Below are 19,930 nucleotides of genomic sequence, written 5' to 3'. Positions count from 1 at the left end.
ACTCGTTCGGGAAGGCCGCAGGGGCCAGGCTCTAGGGTGTGACCCAGACAACCGACGCCGTGGACGCCGCTTCGACGCCCTCCGGCCCCGGGCGGACCCGGATCCACCGTGCCTGGTTCGTCGCGGCCGTCACCTTTGTGACGATCATCGGTGCCGCGGCCTTCCGTTCACTGCCGGGTCTGCTGATCGACCCCCTGCACCAGGAGTTCCACTGGTCGCGGGGCACGATCGGCGCGGCGGTGTCGATCAACCTCGCGCTGTACGGAGTGACGGCACCCTTCGCGGCCGCGCTGATGGACCGCTTCGGCATCCGGCGCGTGGTCGCGGTCGCCCTGTTGGTGATCGCGCTCGGCTCCGGGCTGACCGTGTGGATGACGGAGGCCTGGCAACTGCTGCTCTGCTGGGGCCTGCTGGTCGGACTGGGCTCCGGCTCGATGGCCCTGGCCTTCGCGGCGACGGTCACCGACCGCTGGTTCACGGCACGCAAGGGCCTGGTGACCGGCATCCTGACGGCGGCCTCGGCCTCCGGCCAGCTGATCTTCCTGCCGGTGCTCTCCTGGATCGTCACCGAGCACGACTGGCGCCCGGCCGCGGTGACGGTCGCCCTCGCGGCGCTCGCCGTCGTCCCCTTCGTCTGGCTGCTGCTGCGCGACCACCCGGCGGACGTCGGTCTGAAGCCCTACGGCGCGGCCGAGTTCGTGCCGAAGCCCGCGCCGGTGCAGGGCGCGGCCCGGCGTGCCGTGACCGTCCTCCTCTCCGCGGTCCGCACCGGCCCCTTCTGGCTGCTGGCCGGCACCTTCGCGATCTGCGGCGCTTCGACGAACGGCCTGATCCAGACGCACTTCGTGCCCGCGGCCCACGACCACGGGATGCCGATCACGGCGGCGGCCTCGCTGCTCGCGGTCATCGGGGTCTTCGACGTGGCCGGGACGATCGCCTCCGGCTGGTTCACCGACCGCTTCGAACCGCGCCGGCTGCTCGCGGTCTACTACGCACTGCGCGGGGTCTCACTCCTCTTCCTCCCCATGCTCATGTCCTCGACCGTGCATCCCCCGATGATCTTCTTCATCGTCTTCTACGGCCTCGACTGGGTCGCCACGGTCCCGCCCACCCTGGCCCTGTGCCGTGAGCAGTACGGCGAGGACAGCGCCATCGTCTTCGGCTGGGTGCTCGCCTCCCACCAGATCGGCGCCGCCCTCGTCGCCTTCCTCGGCGGCGTCGCGCGGGACGCGTTCGGCTCGTACGACATGGTCTGGATCGCCTCGGGCGCGCTGTGCGCGGTGGCGGCGATGATGGCGCTGGTCATCCGGCGGCGGCCGGTCGCGCCCGTGCTGTCCGTGCGGACGGCCCTCTGAGGCCGGCGCGCCGGGAGCCGGTCGTCGACGAGCCGGCCCGGAGGACCGCGGCCGACGGCGGCCGGGGCGGTGACGGTGTCGTCGCGACGGGCGGTGCCGACGCGGCTCAGACGAAGCGCCCCCGGTGGAACAGCAGCGGCGGGACACCCGCTCCGTCGCCCGCGTGAGCGTCCCCGCCCCCGTCGCCCGTGCCGAGCGCGTCCACCCGTCCCACCACGATGAGATGGTCCCCGCCCGTGTGCACCGCGTGGATCGTGCAGTCGATCCAGGCCGCGGTCCCCGCGAGGCGGGGTGAGCCGGAGACGGGTGCCGCGTCGTACTCGACGCCCGCGAACTTGTCGGCGCCGCTCACCGCGAACCCACGGCACAGGTCGCCCTGGTGCGCGCCCAGTACGTTCACGCAGAAGACGCCGGCCCGGGCGATGCGCGGCCAGGTCGTCGACGTACGGCCGGCCATGAAGCAGACCAGCGGCGGGTCGAGGGAGAGGGAGGAGAAGGACTGGCAGGCGAAACCGGCCGGCCCCGTCCCCGCCGCCTCCCCGGGCACCTCCGGTGCGGTGATGACGGTCACGCCCGTCGCGAAGTGCCCCAGCACCCGCCGGAACTCGCCGTGATCGACCGGCGCCCGCTCGTCCGCGCCGACCGCGCGCAGCTCCGGCCGCGGCAGCGTCTCGACCGGCCCCGCGGCGACGGGAGCCCCCGCCGACCGGAGATAGCGCACGGCCGCTGCCGCCATTCCTGCGTGTCCCATCACGTGACTCATTGAACCTGACGACGCGTCAGAGAGGAAGGGGTGGTCGGCCGCCGAGGTCTCTCACCGCCCCCGGTACTCCGCCCCCCGCCGTTCCACGAAGCTCGCCACCCCCTCCTTCGCGTCCGCCGTCGTCATGTTGATCTCCTGGGCGGCCGCCTCCGCGGCGAAGGCGGTGGCGCGGTCGGTGTCCAGGGAGGCGTTGACCAGCTGCTTGGTGAGGGCCAGGGCGCGGGTCGGGCCGGCGGCCAGGCGTTCGGCCCACTCGCGTGCGGTCCTCTCCAGGTCCTCGGGCGGGAGGACGCGGTTCACGAGGCCGAGCCGTTCGGCGTCCCTGGCGGTGAGCGCGTCGCCGAAGAACATCAGCTCCTTCGCGCGCTGCGGTCCGATGAGACGCGGCAGCAGGTACGCCCCGCCGCCGTCGGGAACCAGCCCGCGGCGCGCGAACACCTCGATGAACCGGGCCGGTTCGGCGGCGAGCACGAGGTCGCAGGCCAGGGCGAGATGGACGCCGAGGCCGGCCGCGGTGCCGTTGACCGCCGCGATCACCGGCTTCTCGCAGTCGAGGACCGCCGCGACGAGCCGCTGGGCGCCGAGACGCAGGGTGCGCGCGACGTCGCCGGGGATCCGCTCGCCGGCCGCGGGCGCCCCCCTCAGGTCCGCGCCCGCGCAGAAGCCGCGTCCCGTCGCGGTGATCACCACGGCCCGTACGTCCGGATCCGCGGACGCCGACGCGAGCAGCGCGATCACGCGTTCACGCTGGTCCCAGGTGAGGGCGTTCATCGTCTCGGGGCGGTCGAGGGTGATCCACGAGACGGCGTTGTCAGTGGTGTGACGTATCAATGAGTCGAGGGACTTCTGCTGGGACGGGACGGAATCGGACGGTTCGCGAGAGGAGTCGGACATGGGGGTGCTCCGCTTCGTACGAGGCGTGGTCGGCGGCTGGTGGCGCGGCGGTTCAGCGGCACACCACCAGGGCGTCCAGGGCCACCGCCCCCTGCCCTCTGGGCAGCACCATCAGCGGATTGACGTCGAGTTCGGCGATGTCGTCACCGAGCTCCAGCGCCATCCGCTGGACGCGCAGGACGACCTCGACGAGCGCCTCCACATCCACCGGCGGCGCCCCGCGCACGCCGTCCAGGAGCGCCCGGCCGCGCAGCTCGCGGAGCATCCCCCGGGCCTGGTCCTCGCCGAAGGGCGGCACGCGGACGGCCGTGTCCCGCAGTACCTCGACGAGGACGCCGCCGAGCCCTACGGTCACGGTCGGCCCGAACAGCCGGTCGTGCGTGACCCCCACGACCATCTCGACGCCCCGCTCGACCATCTGGCACACCAGCACCCCGTCCAGCGAGATCCCCTCGTAGCGCGCGATGTCGGTCAGCTCGCGGTAGGCGTCCCGGACCTGGCTGGCCGAGGTCAGCCCGATCTTCACCAGGCCGAGTTCGGTCTTGTGGGCGATCTGCGCGCCGGAGGCCTTCATGACGACCGGGTAGCCCACCAGCCCGGCCGCGCGCACGGCCGCCGCCGCGCTGGTCACCAACTGCTCGCGCGGCACCCGGATCCCGTACGCGCGCAGCAGCTGTTTCGCCGCGTGCTCGCTCAGCTGCTGACCCGGCCGAATCAGCGCCTGAGCCTTGCGGAAGGAGGGCGACGGGGTGCGGGGCGCCTCGTCGAAGGGCGAGCGGTACGCGGCGGCGAACCGGTGGTGCTCCAGATAGGCGCGCACGGCGGTGATGCAGTTGGCGAAGGTACGGAAGGTGGCGACCCGCGCCGACCCGAGCAGCGTCTCGCGGTAGGCGGCCTCGGTGCCGACCGGCGACCCCCACACCACGCACACGAGCTTGTCCGTCCGCTCCGCCGCGTCGACCAGGTCCCGGGCGAGCTTGTCGCTCAGCGGCGGGAAGGGGCCGGTGATCGGGCAGATCAGCACCCCGACCGCGGGATCGCCGAGGATCGCGTCGATGATCTTCGGGCCGCGCCAGTCGCCGACCGGGTGTCCGCCGTTGTCGACGGGGTTGGCCACGTTCAGGTACTCGGGTATCCACTGGTGCAGCTCGGCCTGCTTGGCCGCCGAGAGGTCCGGCAGGCGCAGCCCCGCCGCCGTCGCCAGGTCCGAGAAGTGCGCCCCCGTGCCGCCGGAGATCGAATAGACGGCGACCCCGTCGGCCAGCGGAGCGCGGGCGCGGGCCAGCAGGGCGGCCGTGTCCTGGAGCTCGTCGAGGCCGTCGACGCGGATCACGCCGTACTGCCGCATCGCCGCGTCCACCACCGTGTCGGCGCCGGTCAGCTTGCCGGTGTGGGAGGCGGCGGTGCGGGCGCCGGTCTCGGTGCGGCCGACCTTGACGGCGACGACGGGCACCCCGCGCCGGGCGGCGCGGTCGGCGGCGAGCAGGAAGGAGCGGCCGTCCTTGAGCCCCTCGACGTAGCAGGCGATGGCGCCGATCTCGGGCCGCTCGGAGAAGTAGGAGATGAAGTCGGCGGTCTCCAGGTCGGCCTCGTTGCCGGTGGGCGCCCAGTGGGAGAGCCGTACGCCCAGTTCCTGCATCGCGAAGACCGGGCGCCCCTGGTGGCCGGACTGGGTGATGAGGGCGACCGCGGGCCCTTCGAGGTCGTCGCGGAACCGCTCGAAGGCGTTGAGGTTGGTGTTGGGGCCCAGCAGCCGCAGGCCGGAGCGGCGGACGGCGGCGGCGAGCCGGGCCTGCGCGGCCGCGCCCTCGGGGCCGGTCTCGGCGAACCCGGAGGCGAAGGCGACGGCGAACCTCACCTTGGCCTCGCTCAGTTGGCCGATCACGGCGAGCGGGTCGCCGACCAGGAGCACGGCCAGGTCGACCTGTTCGGGCAGGTCCGCGACGGAAGGGAAGCAGGGCAGGCCGAAGACGGACCGGCGGGTGGGGTGCACCGGGTGCAGCCGGGCCCCGACCCGCTCGGCCCAGGACATCAGCTGCCGGGTGATGCCGGTGTTCGGCCGTCCCTCGGTGTCCGAGGCGCCGACGACGGCCACCGACTCGGGGCGGAAGAGGCGGTCCAGATCGGGTACGTCGGCGTACAGCGGGCGTCCGCTGACGTCGAGGTCGTCGACATCGGCCGGCCTGCCGTGCACGACGGGCGACGGTTGCTCGCCGCAGGCGATGACCCGGGCCCGGCGGGAGTCGGTGGTGAGGGTGCCGTGGGTTGATCCAAGCATCGGTCCGCCCGCTCCTGTGTGACAGCCAATTAACTGACGCTCTGTCAGATTACTTAACTGACGGCCTGTCAGGAACAGTCGTGCAAGCAAAGCCGCCTGCGCGCGGTGAGGGCCGTGCGCCCGCGGGTGCGCGGGCGAGTGCCCGGACGACGGCTCGGGCGGGTGTCCGGCAGCGGTGCGGGCGGGTGTGTGGCGGATGTGCCGCAGACGAACGGTGGGTGCGTGGACGGACGTGACGGGCACCTGGTTCGTACCCGCGGTAGGGGAACCGGAACCCGCCTCAGCGGTCTCCGGCGTCACCGCCTGCCCGCCTGCCCGCCTGCCCGCCTGCCCGCCTGCCCGCCCGTCTGCGCGTGCGCGGCCGGGCTCGTGCTCGTGTCCGGTCCCGCTCGGGGCCGGTGCTGTTCGCGTGCGGCCGGCTCGCGCGGCGGACCCCGCTCAGTCCTTGGTGCGGGTCCGTCCCGCGGCGCGTGCCACGGCCTTCGCTATCTTCTGGGCGTCCAGGGCGAGTTCGCGGAACATGCCGCTGATGGGGTTGGTGAAACCCGTGAAGTAGAGGCCGGGCGCGTTCTCGGGGGTGCGGCCGCCGTGCACGACCGGGCGGCCGCGCTCGTCCAGCACGCCGAGGTGTCCGACCATGCCCTCCAGCGCGCGCTCGTACCCGGTCGCGGCGATCACCGCGTCGGGGCCGATCCGCGTTCCGTCGGTGAGGACGACCTTGCCCTCCTCGAAGCCCTCCACCGCGGCCACGACCTCGACCCGCCCCTTGCGCACGGCGTCGATCAGGCCGACGTCCTGGACGGGGATCGAGCCCTCCTTGACCCGCGAGTAGAGGCCGGTGCCGGGGCGCGGCAGCCCCTGCGCCGACAGGTCCGGGACGCTCACCTTGGCCATCGGCCCGGCGAGGGTGTCGACGAGGCGCACCGGCAGCCGCCGTACGAGGATGCCGGTGAACTGGGCGGCCCAGCCGGCCGTGGAGCGCCGCACGATGTGCGGGGCGGTGCGCACCGCGAGCCGCACCCGCCCGGCGCCGCCGTCGACCAGGTCCACGGCGATCTCGGCGCCCGTGTTGCCGACGCCGACGACCAGGACGTCCCGTCCGGCGTAGGGGGCCGGGTCGCGGTAGTCGCCGGCGTGCAGGAGTTCGCCGCTGTACGCGTCGCGGCCGGGCCAGTCCGGTACGCGGGGCGTGTGGTTGTGGCCGGTGGCGACGACGACCGCGCTGCCGGTCAGTTCGCGGCCGCCGGTGGCGTGCAGCAGCCAGGAGTCACCGGTGCGTTCGATGCGGGAGACCTCGACGCCCGTGACGATCTCCAACTGGTGGTGCTCGGCGTACTTCTCCAGGTAGCGCACCACGTTGTCGCGCGAGACCCACCGCCCGAACGCGCGGGGCATCGCGAGTCCCGGGAGGGCGGACAGCCGCCGGGTCGTGTGCAGGTGCAGCCGGTCGTAGTGGCGCCGCCAGGAGGCCCCGACCCGGTCGGACTTCTCCAGCACGACGGCCCGTACGCCCTGGGCGCGCAGCGCGTACGCGGCCGCGAGCCCGCCGGGGCCGCCGCCGATCACGTACACGGGGCGGTCCTCCTGGGACGGTACCGGGCGGAGTGGGGAGGAAGCAGTCGAGTCGGCCATGAGCGCGAGCGTAATCACGTCATCAATTGATAGGTCTCGGTCAAGCCCGGAATCGGTTGCGAACTGATCACGACTGTAGGAGGGGTGGGTGCGGCTGGTGGCGTAGGTCACTTGGTTGTGTGCCGGACGTGGAGGCGGGGGCGGTGTCCGCCTCTTGCGCGCGCATCCCGCGTACGCTGAACTGACGTACCGTCAGATAGAGGCGACGGCAGGAGGTTCGGCCATGGACACGATCTGGCTCGACGGGGCGCAATGGCTGGCCGTGCTGCGGATCGGGCTCGGACTGTGGTGGCTGGAGAGCTGGCGGCACAAGGACCGGACGGCCTGGTTCGAGCGGGGGACCGGGATCGCGTGGGCGGCGGACGTGGCGGCCAAGCACCGGTGGAGCGCGGTGCGTTCCGGCTTCGAGACGGTCGTGGCGCCGCGCCCGAAGGCGATGGCGTACGTCGTCGTCTACGCCGAACTCGCCCTCGGGCTCGGCCTGGTGGCCGGACTGCTGACCCCGGTCGCGCTGGCCGCGGGACTGCTGCTCAACGTCCTGTACTTCACGCTCATGATCCACGACTGGGCCGAGCAGGGGCAGAACGCGATGATGGCGCTGATCTCGGCCGTCGCCCTGTTCGGGATGTCCTGGCAGACGTGGTCACTGGACGACGCGATCGGACTGTTCCGGTGAGCGCCCGCTTCGACGTCCCCGAGGCCGACGCCTTCACCCGGCCGTACTGGGAGGCGGCCGCGGCGGGCCGGCTGCTGCTGCGCCACTGCGACGCCTGCGGGCGGGCGCATCACTACCCCCGCGAGTTCTGTCCGCACTGCTGGAGCGAGGACGGGCGCTGGCGGCCCGCGAGCGGCCGCGCCACGCTCTACACCTGGTCCGTCGTGCACCGCAACGACCTCCCGCCGTTCGGCGACCGGGTGCCGTACGTCGCCGCCGTCGTCGACCTCGCGGAGGGCCCGCGGATGATGACCGAGGTGGTGGAGTGCGCGCCGGGCGCGCTGCGGATCGGTATGGAGCTGGAGGCCGCCTTCCGTGAGGGGACGCCCGTCTTCCGCCCCCGTCCCGCCGCCGATCCGCCCGCGCACCCCCACGGGCCCCGAGCGCCCCGGGTGTGAGGTCGGGCCGCCGACGCGTTTCAATGAATGGATGTCCGGTTTCCACGTGAGGTCCCCCGCCGAGCCCTTTCCCGAGCTGCGCGGCCTCGGGCTGTTGCTGCGGCCCTGGGACGCGGATTCCGACGTCGACGTCGCGGCCTGGCTGCGCGGTGTGTCCGACCCGGAGTTCCAGCGCTGGAACACCCCGCTCCGGCCCGTCCGGGACATCGACAGCGCCCGCGAGTCGCTCCGCTCGCGCACCGAGAGCGCCGCCGACGGCACGGGCGTCTCCTTCTGCGTCATGGACGAGACGGGCGGTACGGCACTGGGGCACATCGGCATCAACGAGATCGACCACGTCCTGCGCGTCGCCCGTATCGGCTACTGGGTCCTGCCGGAGGCCCGAGGCCGTCGGGTCGCCACCCGCGCCCTCGCCCTGGCCTCCCGTTTCGCCTTCGGCGCGATCCGTCTGCACCGCCTCGAACTGGGCCACGCCCTGGGCCACGAGGCCTCCTGCCGGGTCGCCGAGCGGTGCGGGTTCCGCTACGAGGGGACGCTCAGGGGCGCGATGTTCGAAGCCGGGCGGCACGACGCGTTCCGGGACGTCCATCTGCACGCGCGGGTCGCGACCGACCCGGTACCGGTCCTGGCGGACCCGGACACGCAGGTGGCCCAGCCGTAGCGCCCCGGTGAGGTCCCGTTCCCGGGCCCGTCCCGCTTCCCGGCCGGTCGCCGTACCGGAAAACCGGAGGCGCCGGGCGGGCGGCGGGCGGAATCATGGCGGCATGCCTCAAGAGCCCGCCGCCTGGGCGGTCACCCACGACGTCGACGCCTTCCTCACGCGCGCGGGAGACTTCCTCCGCTCGCGGCCCGCTCTGCACACCGTGCCGCTGACGGTGACCCACGCACTGCGCACCCGGGGGCCGAGCACGTTCGGGACGGAGGCGCCGGTGCTCGGCCTGCTGGAGCGGGACGGGGAGGTACGCGCGGCCTTCTTCCGCACGCCACCCCACCGGCTGAACGTCACGCCCCTGTCCGAGGAGGACGCCGACTCCCTCGCCGCGCGTCTGGCGGACCTGGGACACGACCTGCCGGGCGTCACCGCAGACCGGGCCACCGCCGCGGCCTTCGCCGAGGCCTGGCAGCGGCACCGCGCGGGGGTGAGTGCCCCGCTGCACCGCCACGACCGGCTGTACCGGCTGGACACACCGGCCGTACCCGGGCCCGTCCCGCCCGGCCGGCCGCGGATCGCCGAGGACGGCGACCGGGGGCTGCTCGCCCGCTGGTACGGCGAGTTCGCCGAAGCGGTCGGTGAGCGGACCGCGCGGGTCGCCGACGACTGGGCCGCCGCGCGGATCGCCCACGGCGGCATCACCCTGTGGGAGGCGCCGGACGGCACTCCGGTCGCGATGGCCGGGGCGACCCCCCGGGTCGCCGGCCAGGTGCGCGTCGGCCCCGTCTACACTCCGGCCCCTTTCCGCGGCCGGGGCTACGCGGGGGCCGCCACCGTCGAGGTCGGCCGAGCCGCGCTGGCCTCCGGCGTGGACGACGTCCTGCTCTTCACCGACCTCTCCAACCCCACCAGCAACGGCCTCTACCAGCGGATCGGCTACCGGCCGGTGGCCGACTTCGACGTCTACGACTTCGAGGACGCCTCGCGTCCCGCTGCGACGTCCGCCTCACGGTGACAGGAGCTCCCCGGTCCTGACCCGCGTCTTCAGCCCCTCAGGGCCACAGCAGCTCCGTGTGCCAGTCCGATCCCGTACGGCGGTAGACGAGCCGTACGTGCCGGCGTCGCGCGTCTCCCTGGAAGAACTCCACCTCCTCCGGCTGGAGGCGGTAGAGGGTCCAGGTCGGCGCCACCGCGTCCGGCTCGCGCGCGGCGCGCTCCCAGGCGGCGTCCGAGGCGCGCGCCAACTCCCCGGCCGAGCCGAGGACATCACTCTGTCCGCCGACCAGCGCGGCGGCCAGCGCCCCCGTCGAGCGGGCGTGCAGGTCCGCCTGCCCCTCCTGGGGCGGCGCGACCGCCACCGGGCCGCGCAGCCGGATCTGACGGCCCTGTGCGGGCCAGTAGAAGTCGAGCGCCGCGTACGGACGGGCGGCGAGCTGCCGTCCCTTGCGGCTGGTGGTGTGGCTCGCGAACGCCCATCCGTCCGCGTCCGCGCCGTGCGCATCACGATCCGCACGTCCGGCAGACCGTCCTCGTCCACCGTCGCCAGCGACATCGTGTGCGGCTCGGCCTGGCCCGCCGCCACCGCCCGCGCGAACCACTCCGTGAACAGGGGCAGTGGTGCGGGGGGCGCCCCCGCCGGGTCGAAGGAGGGCAGCTCGACGTCCCACACCCGCAGCGACCTCAGCAGCTCGTGAAGATCCGTTCCCATGCCCCGAGTATCACTCGGGCGTCCGGCAGAGCTGCGCCGACAGCACCCCGTGCAGCAGTTCCGCGTCCACGAACTCGCCGACCTCCGGTGCGCCGGCGCCCCAGCCGAGCGGATAGGTGTTGCCCTCGGGCGCGGGGACCCCGATGTACTCGTCCTGCCCGGACCGGGTGAAGCGGCGGGCCCCCGGCGGCCAGTCGTGCTCCGCGCCCTCCCCCGGGGCCAGCAGGAAATACGTCCACCGGCGGCCGCTCCTCTCCCGTACGACGGGTCCGGGCCGTCCGCCGGTCAGGCCGGTGAGGTGGTGCAGCACGGCCTCCCCGCGCACACCGCAGACGCGGATGGCGTCGAAGTGGACCCCGGCGAGACGTAGTTGAAGACCTGACTTGGGGACCCAATTCGGGGTGAGTTCGTTCGTCATGACTATGAGCGTGACGGTGGTTGCGTAGCGTGACCAGATGAACGCGGTCCGCATTGCCGGTTGTGGGGAGGACGGTGGTTGTTGTGGGGGCGAGTGGTGGGGTGTCCATGGGGCGCAGGCTGGTGGGGGAGTTGCTGCGGATCCATCGGGGGCGGCTGGGGCTGACGCAGAAGGAGGCCGCCGACCTGGTGCACGTGTCCGAGTCGTGTTTCGGGGCGTACGAGAGGGCGGAGCGGATTCCGACGATCGAGTTCCTCAAGGACGCGGACGGGGGTCTGGACGCGCGGGGGGCGCTCCTTGCGTGCGTCCAGATGATGGAGGAGGAGAAGTATCCGCCGAAGTTCGTGGACTGGGTGCGGCTGGAGCGGCTTTCCCGAGTCATCGGCGCCTACGAGACGATGCTGGTTCCAGGGCTGCTTCAGACCCCGGCCTATGCGAAGGCGTTGTACGAGGTGCGCGTACCGGCATACACGGAGGAGGAGATCGAGCGCCATGTCGAAGCTCGACTCGAACGGCAGGCGGTACTGACGCGGAACCCGCCACCCCGTGTGGGACTGGTGGTGGAGGAGTCGGTGTTGGAGCGCCCGATCGGAGGTAGCGAGGTGCTCAAGGGACAGCTGGGGCACCTGCTTGAGTCCGTGCGAACCATGAGCCATCTGACTCTGCAGGTGATGCCGACGCGCCGGCACACGCATGCCGGGCTCAACGGCCCCATGCAGCTGATCGGCACCGAAGAAGGGCGCAGCCTGGTGTACGTGGACGGCCAGGGAACCACTACTTTGATCTCCCAGCCGTTGCAGGTGAACGATCTCTTCGACCTCTTTGGCGTCCTGCGTGCCCAGGCGCTGAATCCCTGGGAGTCCCTGGAGCTCATCGAGAGGAAAATGGGGCAACTGTGAACATGCCTGAGCGATCCTGGTTCAAGTCGAGCTACAGCAACAATGAGGGCGGGGCCTGCCTCGAAGTGGCCTACACCTGGCGGAAGTCCAGCTACAGCGGCAACGAGGGCGGCGAGTGCCTCGAAATAGCCGCCACCCCCACCACCATCCACATCCGCGACTCCAAGAACCCGGCGCACGCGACCCTCACCCTCGCCGTCACCCCCACCACCTGGACGGCCTTCCTCCGCACCGTCCGCTGAGGCGGCCGTCGCGGCTCTACCGCCCGAGTACGACCGTCCCGGACGAGCAGAACCAGCCCCCGGTGCCGGACGCCACGGCCAGCCGGGGCGGTTCGCCGTCCGGGCGCCGCACCTGGTGTCCGTCCGCCTCTCCGCGCAGCTGCCGGACCGCCTCGACCAGCAGGAACAGCCCCCGCATCCCGGGATGCTGGGCCGACAGGCCGCCCCCGTCGGTGTTCACCGGCAGCTCCCCGCCCACGAGCAGCCGCCCCTTCGCCGCGTCCACGAACGCCCCTCCCTCGCCCTTCGCGCAGAAGCCCAGGTCCTCCAGCGTCACGAGCGTCATGTAGGTGAAGGCGTCGTAGATCTCGGCCACGTCGATCTCGTCCGGCCGCACCCCCGCCCGCTCGAAGGCGAGACGTCCGCTGACCGCCGCCGGGGACACCGTGAAGTCGGCCCACTCGGACATCGTCGTGTGGGAGACGTGCTCCCCGGTGCCGAGGATCCACACCGGGGCCGTACGGCAGTCCCGTACGTACTCCTCGGCCACCAGCAGCACCGCCGCGCCACCGTCGGAGCGCAGGCAGCAGTGCAGCTTGGTGAAGGGGTCGGCGATCATCGGGCCGGACAGGACGTCGTCGACCGTGATCGGCGCGCGGAACATCGCCTCCGGGTTCAGGGCCGCGTTCGCGCGGGCCTGGACGGCGACCGAGGCGAGCTGTTCGAGCGTCGTGCCGTACTGGTGCATGTGGCGGCGCGCGGCCATCGCGTACTTGGCGATGAGCGTGTGGCCGTAGGGGACCTCGAACTGGAGCGGGCCCCGGGCGCCGAAGGAGAGGTCGCCGGTGCGGCGGCCCGCCTTGATGTCCGCGCGAGCCGTCGACCCGTACACGAGGAGGACGGCGCGTGCGTGGCCGGCCGCGATCGCGTCGGCCGCGTGCGCCGCCATGACCTCCCAGGTGGAGCCCCCGACGGCGGTCGAGTCGACCCAGTCCGGACGCAGCCCGAGGTACTCGGCGACCTCGGCCGGGGGCAGTGTGCCCAGGCCGGCCGAGGCGAAGCCGTCGACCCGCGACCGGTCCAGGCCCGCGTCCGTGAGCGCGCGGCGGGCGGCCTGCGCGTGCAGGGTGTAGGGGGTCGCGTCGTCCACCCGGCCGCAGTCGGAGAGGGCGACACCCACCACGGCGACCTTGCGCTTCCCCGGAGTCATGAATCTGACGGTACATCAGATAATGGGTGCGGGGGAGGTCGTCCCGCCTCCGCCCCACCTCCGTCCCGTCTCTGTGCATCTCTCTCCGCGCGACCTAATATGACGGTCCGTCAGATCAGGAGAGGCCTGCCCATGGACGCCCGTTTCACCCCCGAACAGGACGAGATCCGCCGCACCCTCCGGGAACTCCTGCTCAAGCGGTGCGGCCCGGACGAGGTGCGGGCGGCCGTGCGGACCGCCGCCGGATACGACACCGGTCTGTGGGACACGTGCGCCCGCCGGCTCGGTCTGCCGGGTCTCGCCCTTCCCGAGCGGTACGGCGGAGTCGGCTGCTCGGTCACCGAACTCGCCCTCGCCTGCGAGGAGTCGGGCCGGGCCCTGGCCCCCTCGCCACTGATCTCCACGGCTGTCCTGGCCGCCCCGCTGATCCTGGCCCTGGGCACCGAGGACCAGCGCGCCGCGCTGCTGCCCCGGATCGCGGGCGGCGAACTGACCGCTGCCCTCGCGGTGCCGGGCGCCGGGCTCGCCACCGCCCTCGGGCTGGTCGGCGACCATCACGGGGACTGGGCGGGCGGCGGACGCGCCGGCGGGGTGCAGGCCCGGCGGGCCGACGGCGGCTGGCGGCTCTACGGACAGGCGGCCCATGTGCTCGACGGACACAGCGCGGGGCTCCTGGTGGTGGCCGCGCACACCGGTGGCTTCGCCAGGTCGCGGACGTCGCTGTTCCTCGTACGGGAGGACACCGAGGGGCTCGTACGGGTGCGGCAGACCTCGCTGGACGAGACGAGGGCGCAGGCCCGGGTGGAGCTGAGGGACGTGGCGGCCGAGCCGCTGGGGGAGGACGCCGACGTGCTCGGCGCGCTCGCCGGACTCGGCCGGATCGCCGCCGCCGCACTCGCCGCGGAGGCCGTGGGCGCCGCCGACCGGGCACTGGAGCGGACCGTCGAGTACGCCCGGCAGCGGGAGCAGTTCGGGCGGGCCATCGGGAGCTTCCAGGCGGTCAAGCACCGCCTCGCCGACGTGTACGTGCGGGTGCAGGCGGCCCGCTCGGCCGCCTACTACGCGGCCTGGGCGGCCGGTGCCGGCGGCGACCGCGAACGGGTCGGGGGGCTCGCGCTCGCCCAGGCCCTGGAGGCGTTGCGCACAGCCGCGGCCGAGGGCATCCAGCTGCACGGGGGCATCGGCTTCACCTGGGAGCACGAGGCCCACCTGTACTTCAAGCGGGCGTCCGGCGACGAACTGCTCTTCGGGCCCGTGCACCGGTTGCGGGCGCGCGCGGCCGACGACGCGCGCCTCTTCGACGGCGGGGAGGTGGTGGTCTGATGGCCCGCGGGGCGCTTCCCGGAGTCCGGCTCGTGCAGAAGGTGTCCTCCACCCGGACCTTCGCCCGTCTCGCGCCGCATCTCGTCCCCGCCGTGGACCGCGCGGTGCACCGGCTGACCCGCGGCAGGGTGCTGCTCAGCGCGCGGATGCTGCCGGGCGTCGTCCTCACGGCGCGCGGTGCGCGCAGCGGGCTGGTCCGGCGGACGCCGCTGGCCTGCGTGCCGGAGGGGGCCGACGCGGCGAGCTGGCTGCTGGTCGGCTCCAACTTCGGACGGGCGGACCATCCGGCGTGGACCGCGAATCTGCTCGCCCACCCGGACGCCGAGGTGAGCTGGAAGGGCGCGGACATCCCGGTGACGGCCCGGCTGCTGGCGGGGGAGGAGCGGGACGCGGCCTGGCAGGCGGTGCTGGTGTTCTGGCCGCCGTACGCCACGTACCAGGCGCGGATCGAGCGCGAGATCCGGCTGTTCCGGATCACGCGGCGCTGAGGGGCGGGAGCCGTCACCCCTGGGGAGGGTCCGCTCGCGCCTGGCCAGGGGTCATGGCCGCCGGGGAGGGGCGGGATGCGGCACGGGACCCGCACAGCGCAGCGGGCGGCAGCCCGCCGGAACGGTCCCTCCGGCGTGGGGCTGCCGCCCGGATGACAGGAGGGGGCAGGGGATAAACAGGGGGAGAGCGACTCCTATTTGGTCGGCTTCTTCCCGGTTACGCCGAGATGTACCAACAGCGCGAGATTCGGCTTGAGTTCAGCCTGTTTGACACCCCACGTCTGGAATCCCTTCTGGTGCGAGGCCACCGCCGCGAGCATCGCGACGAGGGAGCCCGCCATCGCCGCGGGGTTCACGTCCTTGTCGACCCTGCCCTTGGCCTGTAGCTCGGTGACCGTGTCCGTAAGGGAGTTGTTCACCGAATTCAGGATCTTCATGCGGATCTTGTAGAACCGCTTGTCGCCCTCGGCGGCGCCCAGGTCGACCACCCGGAGAATGGCGTCGTTCTTCCGCCAGAACTCCAGGAACCCGTCGACGAGTTGCTGCGCGGTCTGCCAGCCCGCCTTGCCGGCCCAGGAGCGCCCGTCGAGCAGTTCGGTCAACCCGGCGCCCTCCGCGGCCATTTGCTCCGCGATCTCCAGGACGGCGCCTTCGACGTCCGGAAAGTACTGGTAGAAAGTCGCCGGTGAAGTGCCTGCCTTACGGGCGACATCAATGACTTTGACGTCCCGGTAGGGGGAGGAGCTGAGCATTTCACTGAGGCAGTCGAGCAGCTTCTGCCTGGTCGCCTGCCCACGCCGACCGGCCACGCGGCCGTCGACGGTACGCACTTGTCCTGTCATGCCGTCAGCTTACCGAGGGGTGATCGGAGCGCGATTCGGCCGACTGCAAATGGGGTGCGATGGGGTGTTGTGGGGCGTGGGTGGGGTGTGAGAAGGGCGCCGGGCGGGTCCGTGGGGCCCGCGGTGGCCGGTACGGGTCACCGCGCGAGGTGGCGAGAACGCCGATAACTTGGCCGCATGGCCGTATCCCCGGCATCCGGCGCGTCCGACGCGTCCGGTGCCTTCCCCGAAGGCGTCCCCTGCTGGGTGGAAGCGCGGCTTTCCGACGTGGAGGCGGGCCGACGCTTCTACGGTGAGCTGTTCGGCTGGACCTTCGGGGAGGGCTTCGGGCCGCCCGAAGCGGGGGTGTGGGCGCGCCATCACGGCGAGCCCGTCGCCGGCCTGGCGCCCAAGGGCGACGGCCGGATGCCGACCGTCTGGACGGTGTACTTCGCCACCCCGGACGCCGCCGCGCTGACCGCCCGGATCACCACGGCGGGCGGACAGCTGATCACCGCGCCCACACCGGTCGGCTCCTTCGGCACGACGGCCCTCGCCACCGACCCCGAGGGCGCCGTGTTCGGCCTCTGGCAGGCCGGAGACCACCCCGGCTTCGGAAAGCGGCACGCGCCGGGCTCCTTCTGCTGGGCGGAGTTGTACGCACGGGACACCTGGGTCGTCGACGCGTTCTACGGGGCCCTCTTCCACGACGCCCTCTTCGGCGCCGACGCCTCCCCCGACGTCGGCCGGGCTCCCGTCCTCGACGTCTTCCCGGCCGAGATGCCACCGCACTTCCTGGTCCATTTCGGGGTCGAGAGCGTCGAGGCGGTACTCGGAACGGTGAACCGGCTCGGCGGCCGGGTCCAGATGCCCGCCTTCGACACCTCGTACGGAAAAGTGGCCGTCGTCACCGACAATCAAGGGGCGTCGTTCGCCGTCATCCAGCGGTGAACGGCCCCGGCCGGCGGCGGTGAAGCTCCGTCCACCGGTGGGGAGAAGCCGTTATATCCCGAGACACCCCGTTCCGCCCCCGGGTTCGCAACCGGTGGCGCGGACAGGAAGAATCGGGGTGCGTGCCGCCAAGGCGGTGCGGTGGTGAGACGCTGCACGGGGCTGCGTTCATACGTGGATGACGTGGCTCGTACGGGGAGGTGGCAGGCAAGTGGTGGATCAGCTGACGCAGCACGATCCGCGTCGGATCGGGCCGTTCGAGGTGCTGGGGCGGCTGGGTGCCGGCGGCATGGGGCTGGTCTATCTGGCGCGCTCGGCCTCCGGCCGTCGCGTGGCGATCAAGACGGTCAGGACGGAGCTCGCCGAGGACCAGCTGTTCCGGGTGCGCTTCACCCGTGAGGTCGAGGCCGCGCGCGCGGTCTCCGGCTTCTACACGGCGGCCGTGGTCGACGCCGACCCGCGCGCCGCGGTGCCGTGGCTGGCCACCGCGTACGTTCCGGCGCCCTCCCTCGAGGAGATAGTGAACGAGTGCGGGCCGATGCCGGCCCAGGCGGTGCGCTGGCTGGCCGCGGGCGTCGCGGAGGCCCTCCAGTCCATCCACGGCGCGGGACTCGTCCACCGCGACCTGAAACCCTCGAACGTGCTGGTGGTCGAGGACGGGCCGCGGGTCATCGACTTCGGTATCGCGTCCGGCGTATCGAACACCCGTCTGACGATGACGAATGTCGCCGTCGGCACGCCCGCGTACATGTCACCCGAGCAGGCGAAGGACTCGCGCAGCGTGACCGGCGCGAGCGATGTGTTCTCGCTCGGCTCGATGCTCGTCTTCGCCGCCACCGGGCACGCTCCGTTCCACGGCGCGAACCCGGTCGAGACGGTCTTCATGCTGCTTCGGGAGGGGCCCGACCTCGAAGGCCTCCCGGACGAGCTGAGGCCGCTGATCGAGTCCTGTATGCAGATGGAGGCGACCGGCCGCCCCAACCCCGCCGACCTCCAGGCGCAACTGGCTCCCCACCTGTTCGGCTCCGGCTCGGACGACAGCGGTACGGCGTCGGCCTGGCTGCCCGAGCGGGCCGTGGGCCTGATCGAGTCGCGCCGCGGTGGCCGTCCGCCGGTGAAGACCCCGCCGTCCGGGGGCCGCAGCGGTGGCGGACGCCCGGCCGTGCCTCCGCCACCCTCGCACGCTCCCGCGGTCGTCGGAGCGCCCGACACCGGTCCCGTGCGGCTGGCGGGCGCCAAGGTGCCCATCGGCCCCGGGCCGCGCGTCGCCGACGCCCGTGCCGCCGCCGTGAAGGCCCCTCCTCCGGAGGCCGGCCTCGCCGCCTCCTGGTCCCGGCCGCGTGCCGGCGTCAACGGCGCCGACCCCGGGCCGGCGGTCGCGCCGCCGCCCCCGCCGGACTCCCCGTCCGGCTGGCGGCCCTGGCGCTTCCGTATGTCGAACGACGTCTGGGGCACGCCCACGGTCGCCGGCGACCTCGTCTACGTCACGTCCTTCGAGGTCCACGCGCTGGACGTGGCGACCGGCCGCCGCAGCTTCAAGACGCGGGACGTGGCCTGGTCGATGGCGGTCGCGGACGGCCGTATCCACGCCTCCGACGGCCCGACGCTGTTCGCCCTGGACGCCCGGGAGGGCGCCGATCTGTGGCGGCTGGCGACGGACGCCTGGGTCTACTCCCTCAAGGCCGAGCGGGGGACCGTCGTCACCGGCACCCGCGGGGGCGGTGTGCAGGCCTGGGAGGCATCCAACGGACAGAAGCTCTGGGAGGTCACCGGCGCCCAGAGCGACTTCGAGTCCCCGGAGGCGGGGCCGGCCGTGCACGACGGCACGGTGTTCGTGTGGAAGGACGCCCGGCTGCGCGCGCTGGAGGCCCGTACGGGTGAGGAGCGCTGGTCGTACCCGATCGGCGACGCGGCGTCGTGCGGCGGTGTGCCGGTCCGGCTGACCCGGGCCGAGGACGGCTACGTCTACATCTCCGCGGGCACCCGGGTGCTCGCCGTCGACATGGCGAGCGGTCACGTCCGCTGGCACTTCGAGGCGCCGGCGGTCTTCCTGTGCCCGCCGACCTTCGTACCGGGACCCGCGGTCGCGGGGGGCGGTGTGTACCTCGCGGACTACCTCGGCACGGTGTACGCGCTCGACGCCACCGACGGGCGGGACCGCTGGCGCATCGCGACCGAGGCCCGTGCCTCCATCGAGCCGGTGCTCGTCGCCGCGGGGCATGTCCACGTCGGCAGCGGAAAGGGCCTGTACACCCTGGACGCCGTCACGGGTACGCCGAAGTGGCGGTTCCAGGCGGGCGGCGACATCGTGGGCGCGCCCGCGGTGGCCGAGGGTCGTATCCACTTCGGCTCCACGGACCATCTGCTGTACACGCTGAAGGCCGACGACGGGCGGCTGCGCTGGAAGCTGGCGACCGGCGGCGAGATCACCGGCGCCCCCGTCGTCCAGGACGGTGTCGTGTACGCCTGCAGCAAGGACCGCTGTGTGTACGCCCTGGACGCGGAGAAGGGGACAGGGACGGCCCGTACGACGTGAGGGCCCCGCCGGTGGGCGGCCCCTCACCGGGGCGGGTGCGAGGGCCGCGGGTAGGATGATGGCATGTACACGCGGGGGCGCAGACTCAGATTCACAGCGGTGTCGGCGATGGTGGTGCTGGCCCTGACCGGCTTCTCGTCGGGCCGTCACCACGGGAGCCGCGGTCACCACAGCGGTGGCGGGGGCGGTTGCAGCAGTTCCAGCCAGGACCACGACAGTTCGTCGTCGTCGACGTCGGGCGGCGGCGGCTCGTACGACAGCTCCTCGTCCGGCGCCGACGCGTACGGCTCCGGTACGAGCGCCGGCGACAGCGGCGGCGCTACGTACCGTTCGCGGCCCACCCGTCGCTCCACCCCCACCGCGTCCTCGACCGGCGGCACGGCCCGGCCCCTGAAGGACGGCACCGCGGTGCTCGTGCACTGCGCGAGCACGGAGGACCCCTACGCGACCGTCGAGGTCAGGAATCCGAACGGGCGCGACAGTGTCCTCACGGTGAAGACCGTCTTCAAGGACGACCGCGGCTCCACCCTGTTGGACACTTCCGATCAGGTGTCGGTGCCCGCGAAGGGCAAGGCGACCGTCCGGGTGGCCGCCGCCGGCTCGGGGCGCGTGGACGAGATCGATCACTGCGAGGTCGATCCACGGGCCACCGCGGTGCGTTGACGGGC

The 19,930-nt window shown here is 72.9% G+C and carries 19 protein-coding genes and 1 pseudogene; 12 read left to right on the top strand and 8 right to left on the bottom strand.

The genetic code is table 11. The annotated features are described in order from the left end of the window. The first annotated feature begins 38 nt into the window (after positions 1–38). On the top strand, positions 39–1,355 hold the full coding sequence (locus ABZV34_RS05035; protein ID WP_356271395.1) for an MFS transporter: 1,317 nt from the start codon (positions 39–41) through the stop codon (positions 1,353–1,355). A gap of 106 nt (positions 1,356–1,461) precedes the next feature. Here the strand turns inward: ABZV34_RS05035 and ABZV34_RS05030 are convergent, their stop codons facing one another. The 4 genes from ABZV34_RS05030 to ABZV34_RS05015 all read right to left on the bottom strand — a co-directional run bounded on the left by ABZV34_RS05030 (position 1,462) and on the right by ABZV34_RS05015 (position 6,922). Then, positions 1,462–2,106, bottom strand: a complete 645-nt coding sequence (locus tag ABZV34_RS05030) for a flavin reductase family protein (protein ID WP_356271393.1) — start codon at positions 2,104–2,106, stop codon at positions 1,462–1,464. A 63-nt stretch (positions 2,107–2,169) separates the two neighbouring features. Next, the gene (locus ABZV34_RS05025; RefSeq protein WP_356271391.1) at positions 2,170–3,012 is read right to left on the bottom strand and encodes an enoyl-CoA hydratase-related protein; all 843 of its coding nucleotides are present in this window, start codon (positions 3,010–3,012) and stop codon (positions 2,170–2,172) included. A 52-nt stretch (positions 3,013–3,064) separates the two neighbouring features. Then, positions 3,065–5,290: an acetate--CoA ligase family protein gene (locus tag ABZV34_RS05020; protein ID WP_356271389.1), complete on the bottom strand. Its 2,226-nt coding sequence runs from the start codon at positions 5,288–5,290 to the stop codon at positions 3,065–3,067. Between the two features lie 438 nt (positions 5,291–5,728). After that, entirely contained in the window at positions 5,729–6,922 is a 1,194-nt protein-coding gene (locus ABZV34_RS05015) for an NAD(P)/FAD-dependent oxidoreductase (protein WP_356271387.1), read from the bottom strand. A gap of 223 nt (positions 6,923–7,145) precedes the next feature. Between ABZV34_RS05015 and ABZV34_RS05010 the strand changes: the two genes are divergently transcribed. The 4 genes from ABZV34_RS05010 to ABZV34_RS04995 all read left to right on the top strand — a co-directional run bounded on the left by ABZV34_RS05010 (position 7,146) and on the right by ABZV34_RS04995 (position 9,702). Next, positions 7,146–7,598, top strand: a complete 453-nt coding sequence (locus ABZV34_RS05010) for a DoxX family protein (RefSeq protein WP_356271385.1) — start codon at positions 7,146–7,148, stop codon at positions 7,596–7,598. Continuing rightward, complete coding sequence (locus ABZV34_RS05005; protein WP_356271383.1) at positions 7,595–8,035, top strand: Zn-ribbon domain-containing OB-fold protein; 441 nt, start codon at positions 7,595–7,597, stop codon at positions 8,033–8,035. The genes ABZV34_RS05010 and ABZV34_RS05005 overlap by 4 nt, the downstream gene beginning before the upstream one ends. A gap of 31 nt (positions 8,036–8,066) precedes the next feature. Then, positions 8,067–8,696 (top strand): GNAT family N-acetyltransferase, encoded by a 630-nt coding sequence (locus ABZV34_RS05000; RefSeq protein ID WP_356271381.1) that lies wholly within the window; start codon positions 8,067–8,069, stop codon positions 8,694–8,696. A 103-nt stretch (positions 8,697–8,799) separates the two neighbouring features. Next, positions 8,800–9,702 (top strand): GNAT family N-acetyltransferase, encoded by a 903-nt coding sequence (locus tag ABZV34_RS04995; RefSeq protein ID WP_356271379.1) that lies wholly within the window; start codon positions 8,800–8,802, stop codon positions 9,700–9,702. A gap of 37 nt (positions 9,703–9,739) precedes the next feature. Here the strand turns inward: ABZV34_RS04995 and ABZV34_RS04990 are convergent. After that, positions 9,740–10,395 (bottom strand): annotated as a pseudogene (locus ABZV34_RS04990) (pyridoxal 5'-phosphate synthase). Positions 10,396–10,405: 10 nt separating this feature from the next. Continuing rightward, positions 10,406–10,813, bottom strand: a complete 408-nt coding sequence (locus tag ABZV34_RS04985; protein ID WP_356271377.1) for a hypothetical protein — start codon at positions 10,811–10,813, stop codon at positions 10,406–10,408. A gap of 107 nt (positions 10,814–10,920) precedes the next feature. Here ABZV34_RS04985 and ABZV34_RS04980 point away from each other — a divergent pair, with 107 nt between their 5' ends. Both ABZV34_RS04980 and ABZV34_RS04975 read left to right on the top strand, forming a co-directional pair. After that, positions 10,921–11,712, top strand: a complete 792-nt coding sequence (locus ABZV34_RS04980) for a helix-turn-helix transcriptional regulator (RefSeq protein WP_356271375.1) — start codon at positions 10,921–10,923, stop codon at positions 11,710–11,712. A gap of 2 nt (positions 11,713–11,714) precedes the next feature. After that, positions 11,715–11,954: a DUF397 domain-containing protein gene (locus tag ABZV34_RS04975; protein WP_356271373.1), complete on the top strand. Its 240-nt coding sequence runs from the start codon at positions 11,715–11,717 to the stop codon at positions 11,952–11,954. Positions 11,955–11,970: 16 nt separating this feature from the next. On the opposite strand, the gene ABZV34_RS04970 is transcribed toward ABZV34_RS04975, so the two are convergent. Further along, entirely contained in the window at positions 11,971–13,143 is a 1,173-nt protein-coding gene (locus ABZV34_RS04970) for an acetyl-CoA acetyltransferase (protein WP_356271371.1), read from the bottom strand. 132 nt (positions 13,144–13,275) lie between these two features. On the opposite strand from ABZV34_RS04970, the gene ABZV34_RS04965 reads away from it, so the two are divergent. Beyond that, positions 13,276–14,466: an acyl-CoA dehydrogenase family protein gene (locus ABZV34_RS04965; protein WP_356271369.1), complete on the top strand. Its 1,191-nt coding sequence runs from the start codon at positions 13,276–13,278 to the stop codon at positions 14,464–14,466. Beyond that, complete coding sequence (locus tag ABZV34_RS04960) at positions 14,466–14,954, top strand: nitroreductase family deazaflavin-dependent oxidoreductase (protein ID WP_356271367.1); 489 nt, start codon at positions 14,466–14,468, stop codon at positions 14,952–14,954. Before ABZV34_RS04965 ends, ABZV34_RS04960 begins: the two co-directional genes overlap by 1 nt. 194 nt (positions 14,955–15,148) lie before the next feature. On the opposite strand, the gene ABZV34_RS04955 is transcribed toward ABZV34_RS04960, so the two are convergent. Further along, positions 15,149–15,796 (bottom strand): TetR family transcriptional regulator, encoded by a 648-nt coding sequence (locus ABZV34_RS04955; RefSeq protein ID WP_356271365.1) that lies wholly within the window; start codon positions 15,794–15,796, stop codon positions 15,149–15,151. Positions 15,797–15,973: 177 nt separating this feature from the next. On the opposite strand from ABZV34_RS04955, the gene ABZV34_RS04950 reads away from it, so the two are divergent. From ABZV34_RS04950 to ABZV34_RS04940, 3 genes are all read left to right on the top strand, one after another. Next, a complete protein-coding gene (locus ABZV34_RS04950) occupies positions 15,974–16,726 on the top strand; it encodes a VOC family protein (RefSeq protein WP_356271363.1) in 753 nt (250 codons plus the stop codon). Positions 16,727–16,937: 211 nt separating this feature from the next. Beyond that, positions 16,938–19,262 (top strand): serine/threonine-protein kinase, encoded by a 2,325-nt coding sequence (locus ABZV34_RS04945; RefSeq protein ID WP_356271361.1) that lies wholly within the window; start codon positions 16,938–16,940, stop codon positions 19,260–19,262. A gap of 63 nt (positions 19,263–19,325) precedes the next feature. Next, positions 19,326–19,925, top strand: a complete 600-nt coding sequence (locus tag ABZV34_RS04940) for a hypothetical protein (protein WP_356271359.1) — start codon at positions 19,326–19,328, stop codon at positions 19,923–19,925. The last annotated feature ends 5 nt before the right edge of the window (positions 19,926–19,930 follow it).

The sequence above is a fragment of the Streptomyces sp. NPDC005195 genome (assembly GCF_040608315.1).
GTDB lineage: Bacteria > Actinomycetota > Actinomycetes > Streptomycetales > Streptomycetaceae > Streptomyces > Streptomyces kaempferi.
Note: the sequence above shows the minus strand (reverse complement) of the source record. Positions and strands in the feature narration are given on the sequence as shown.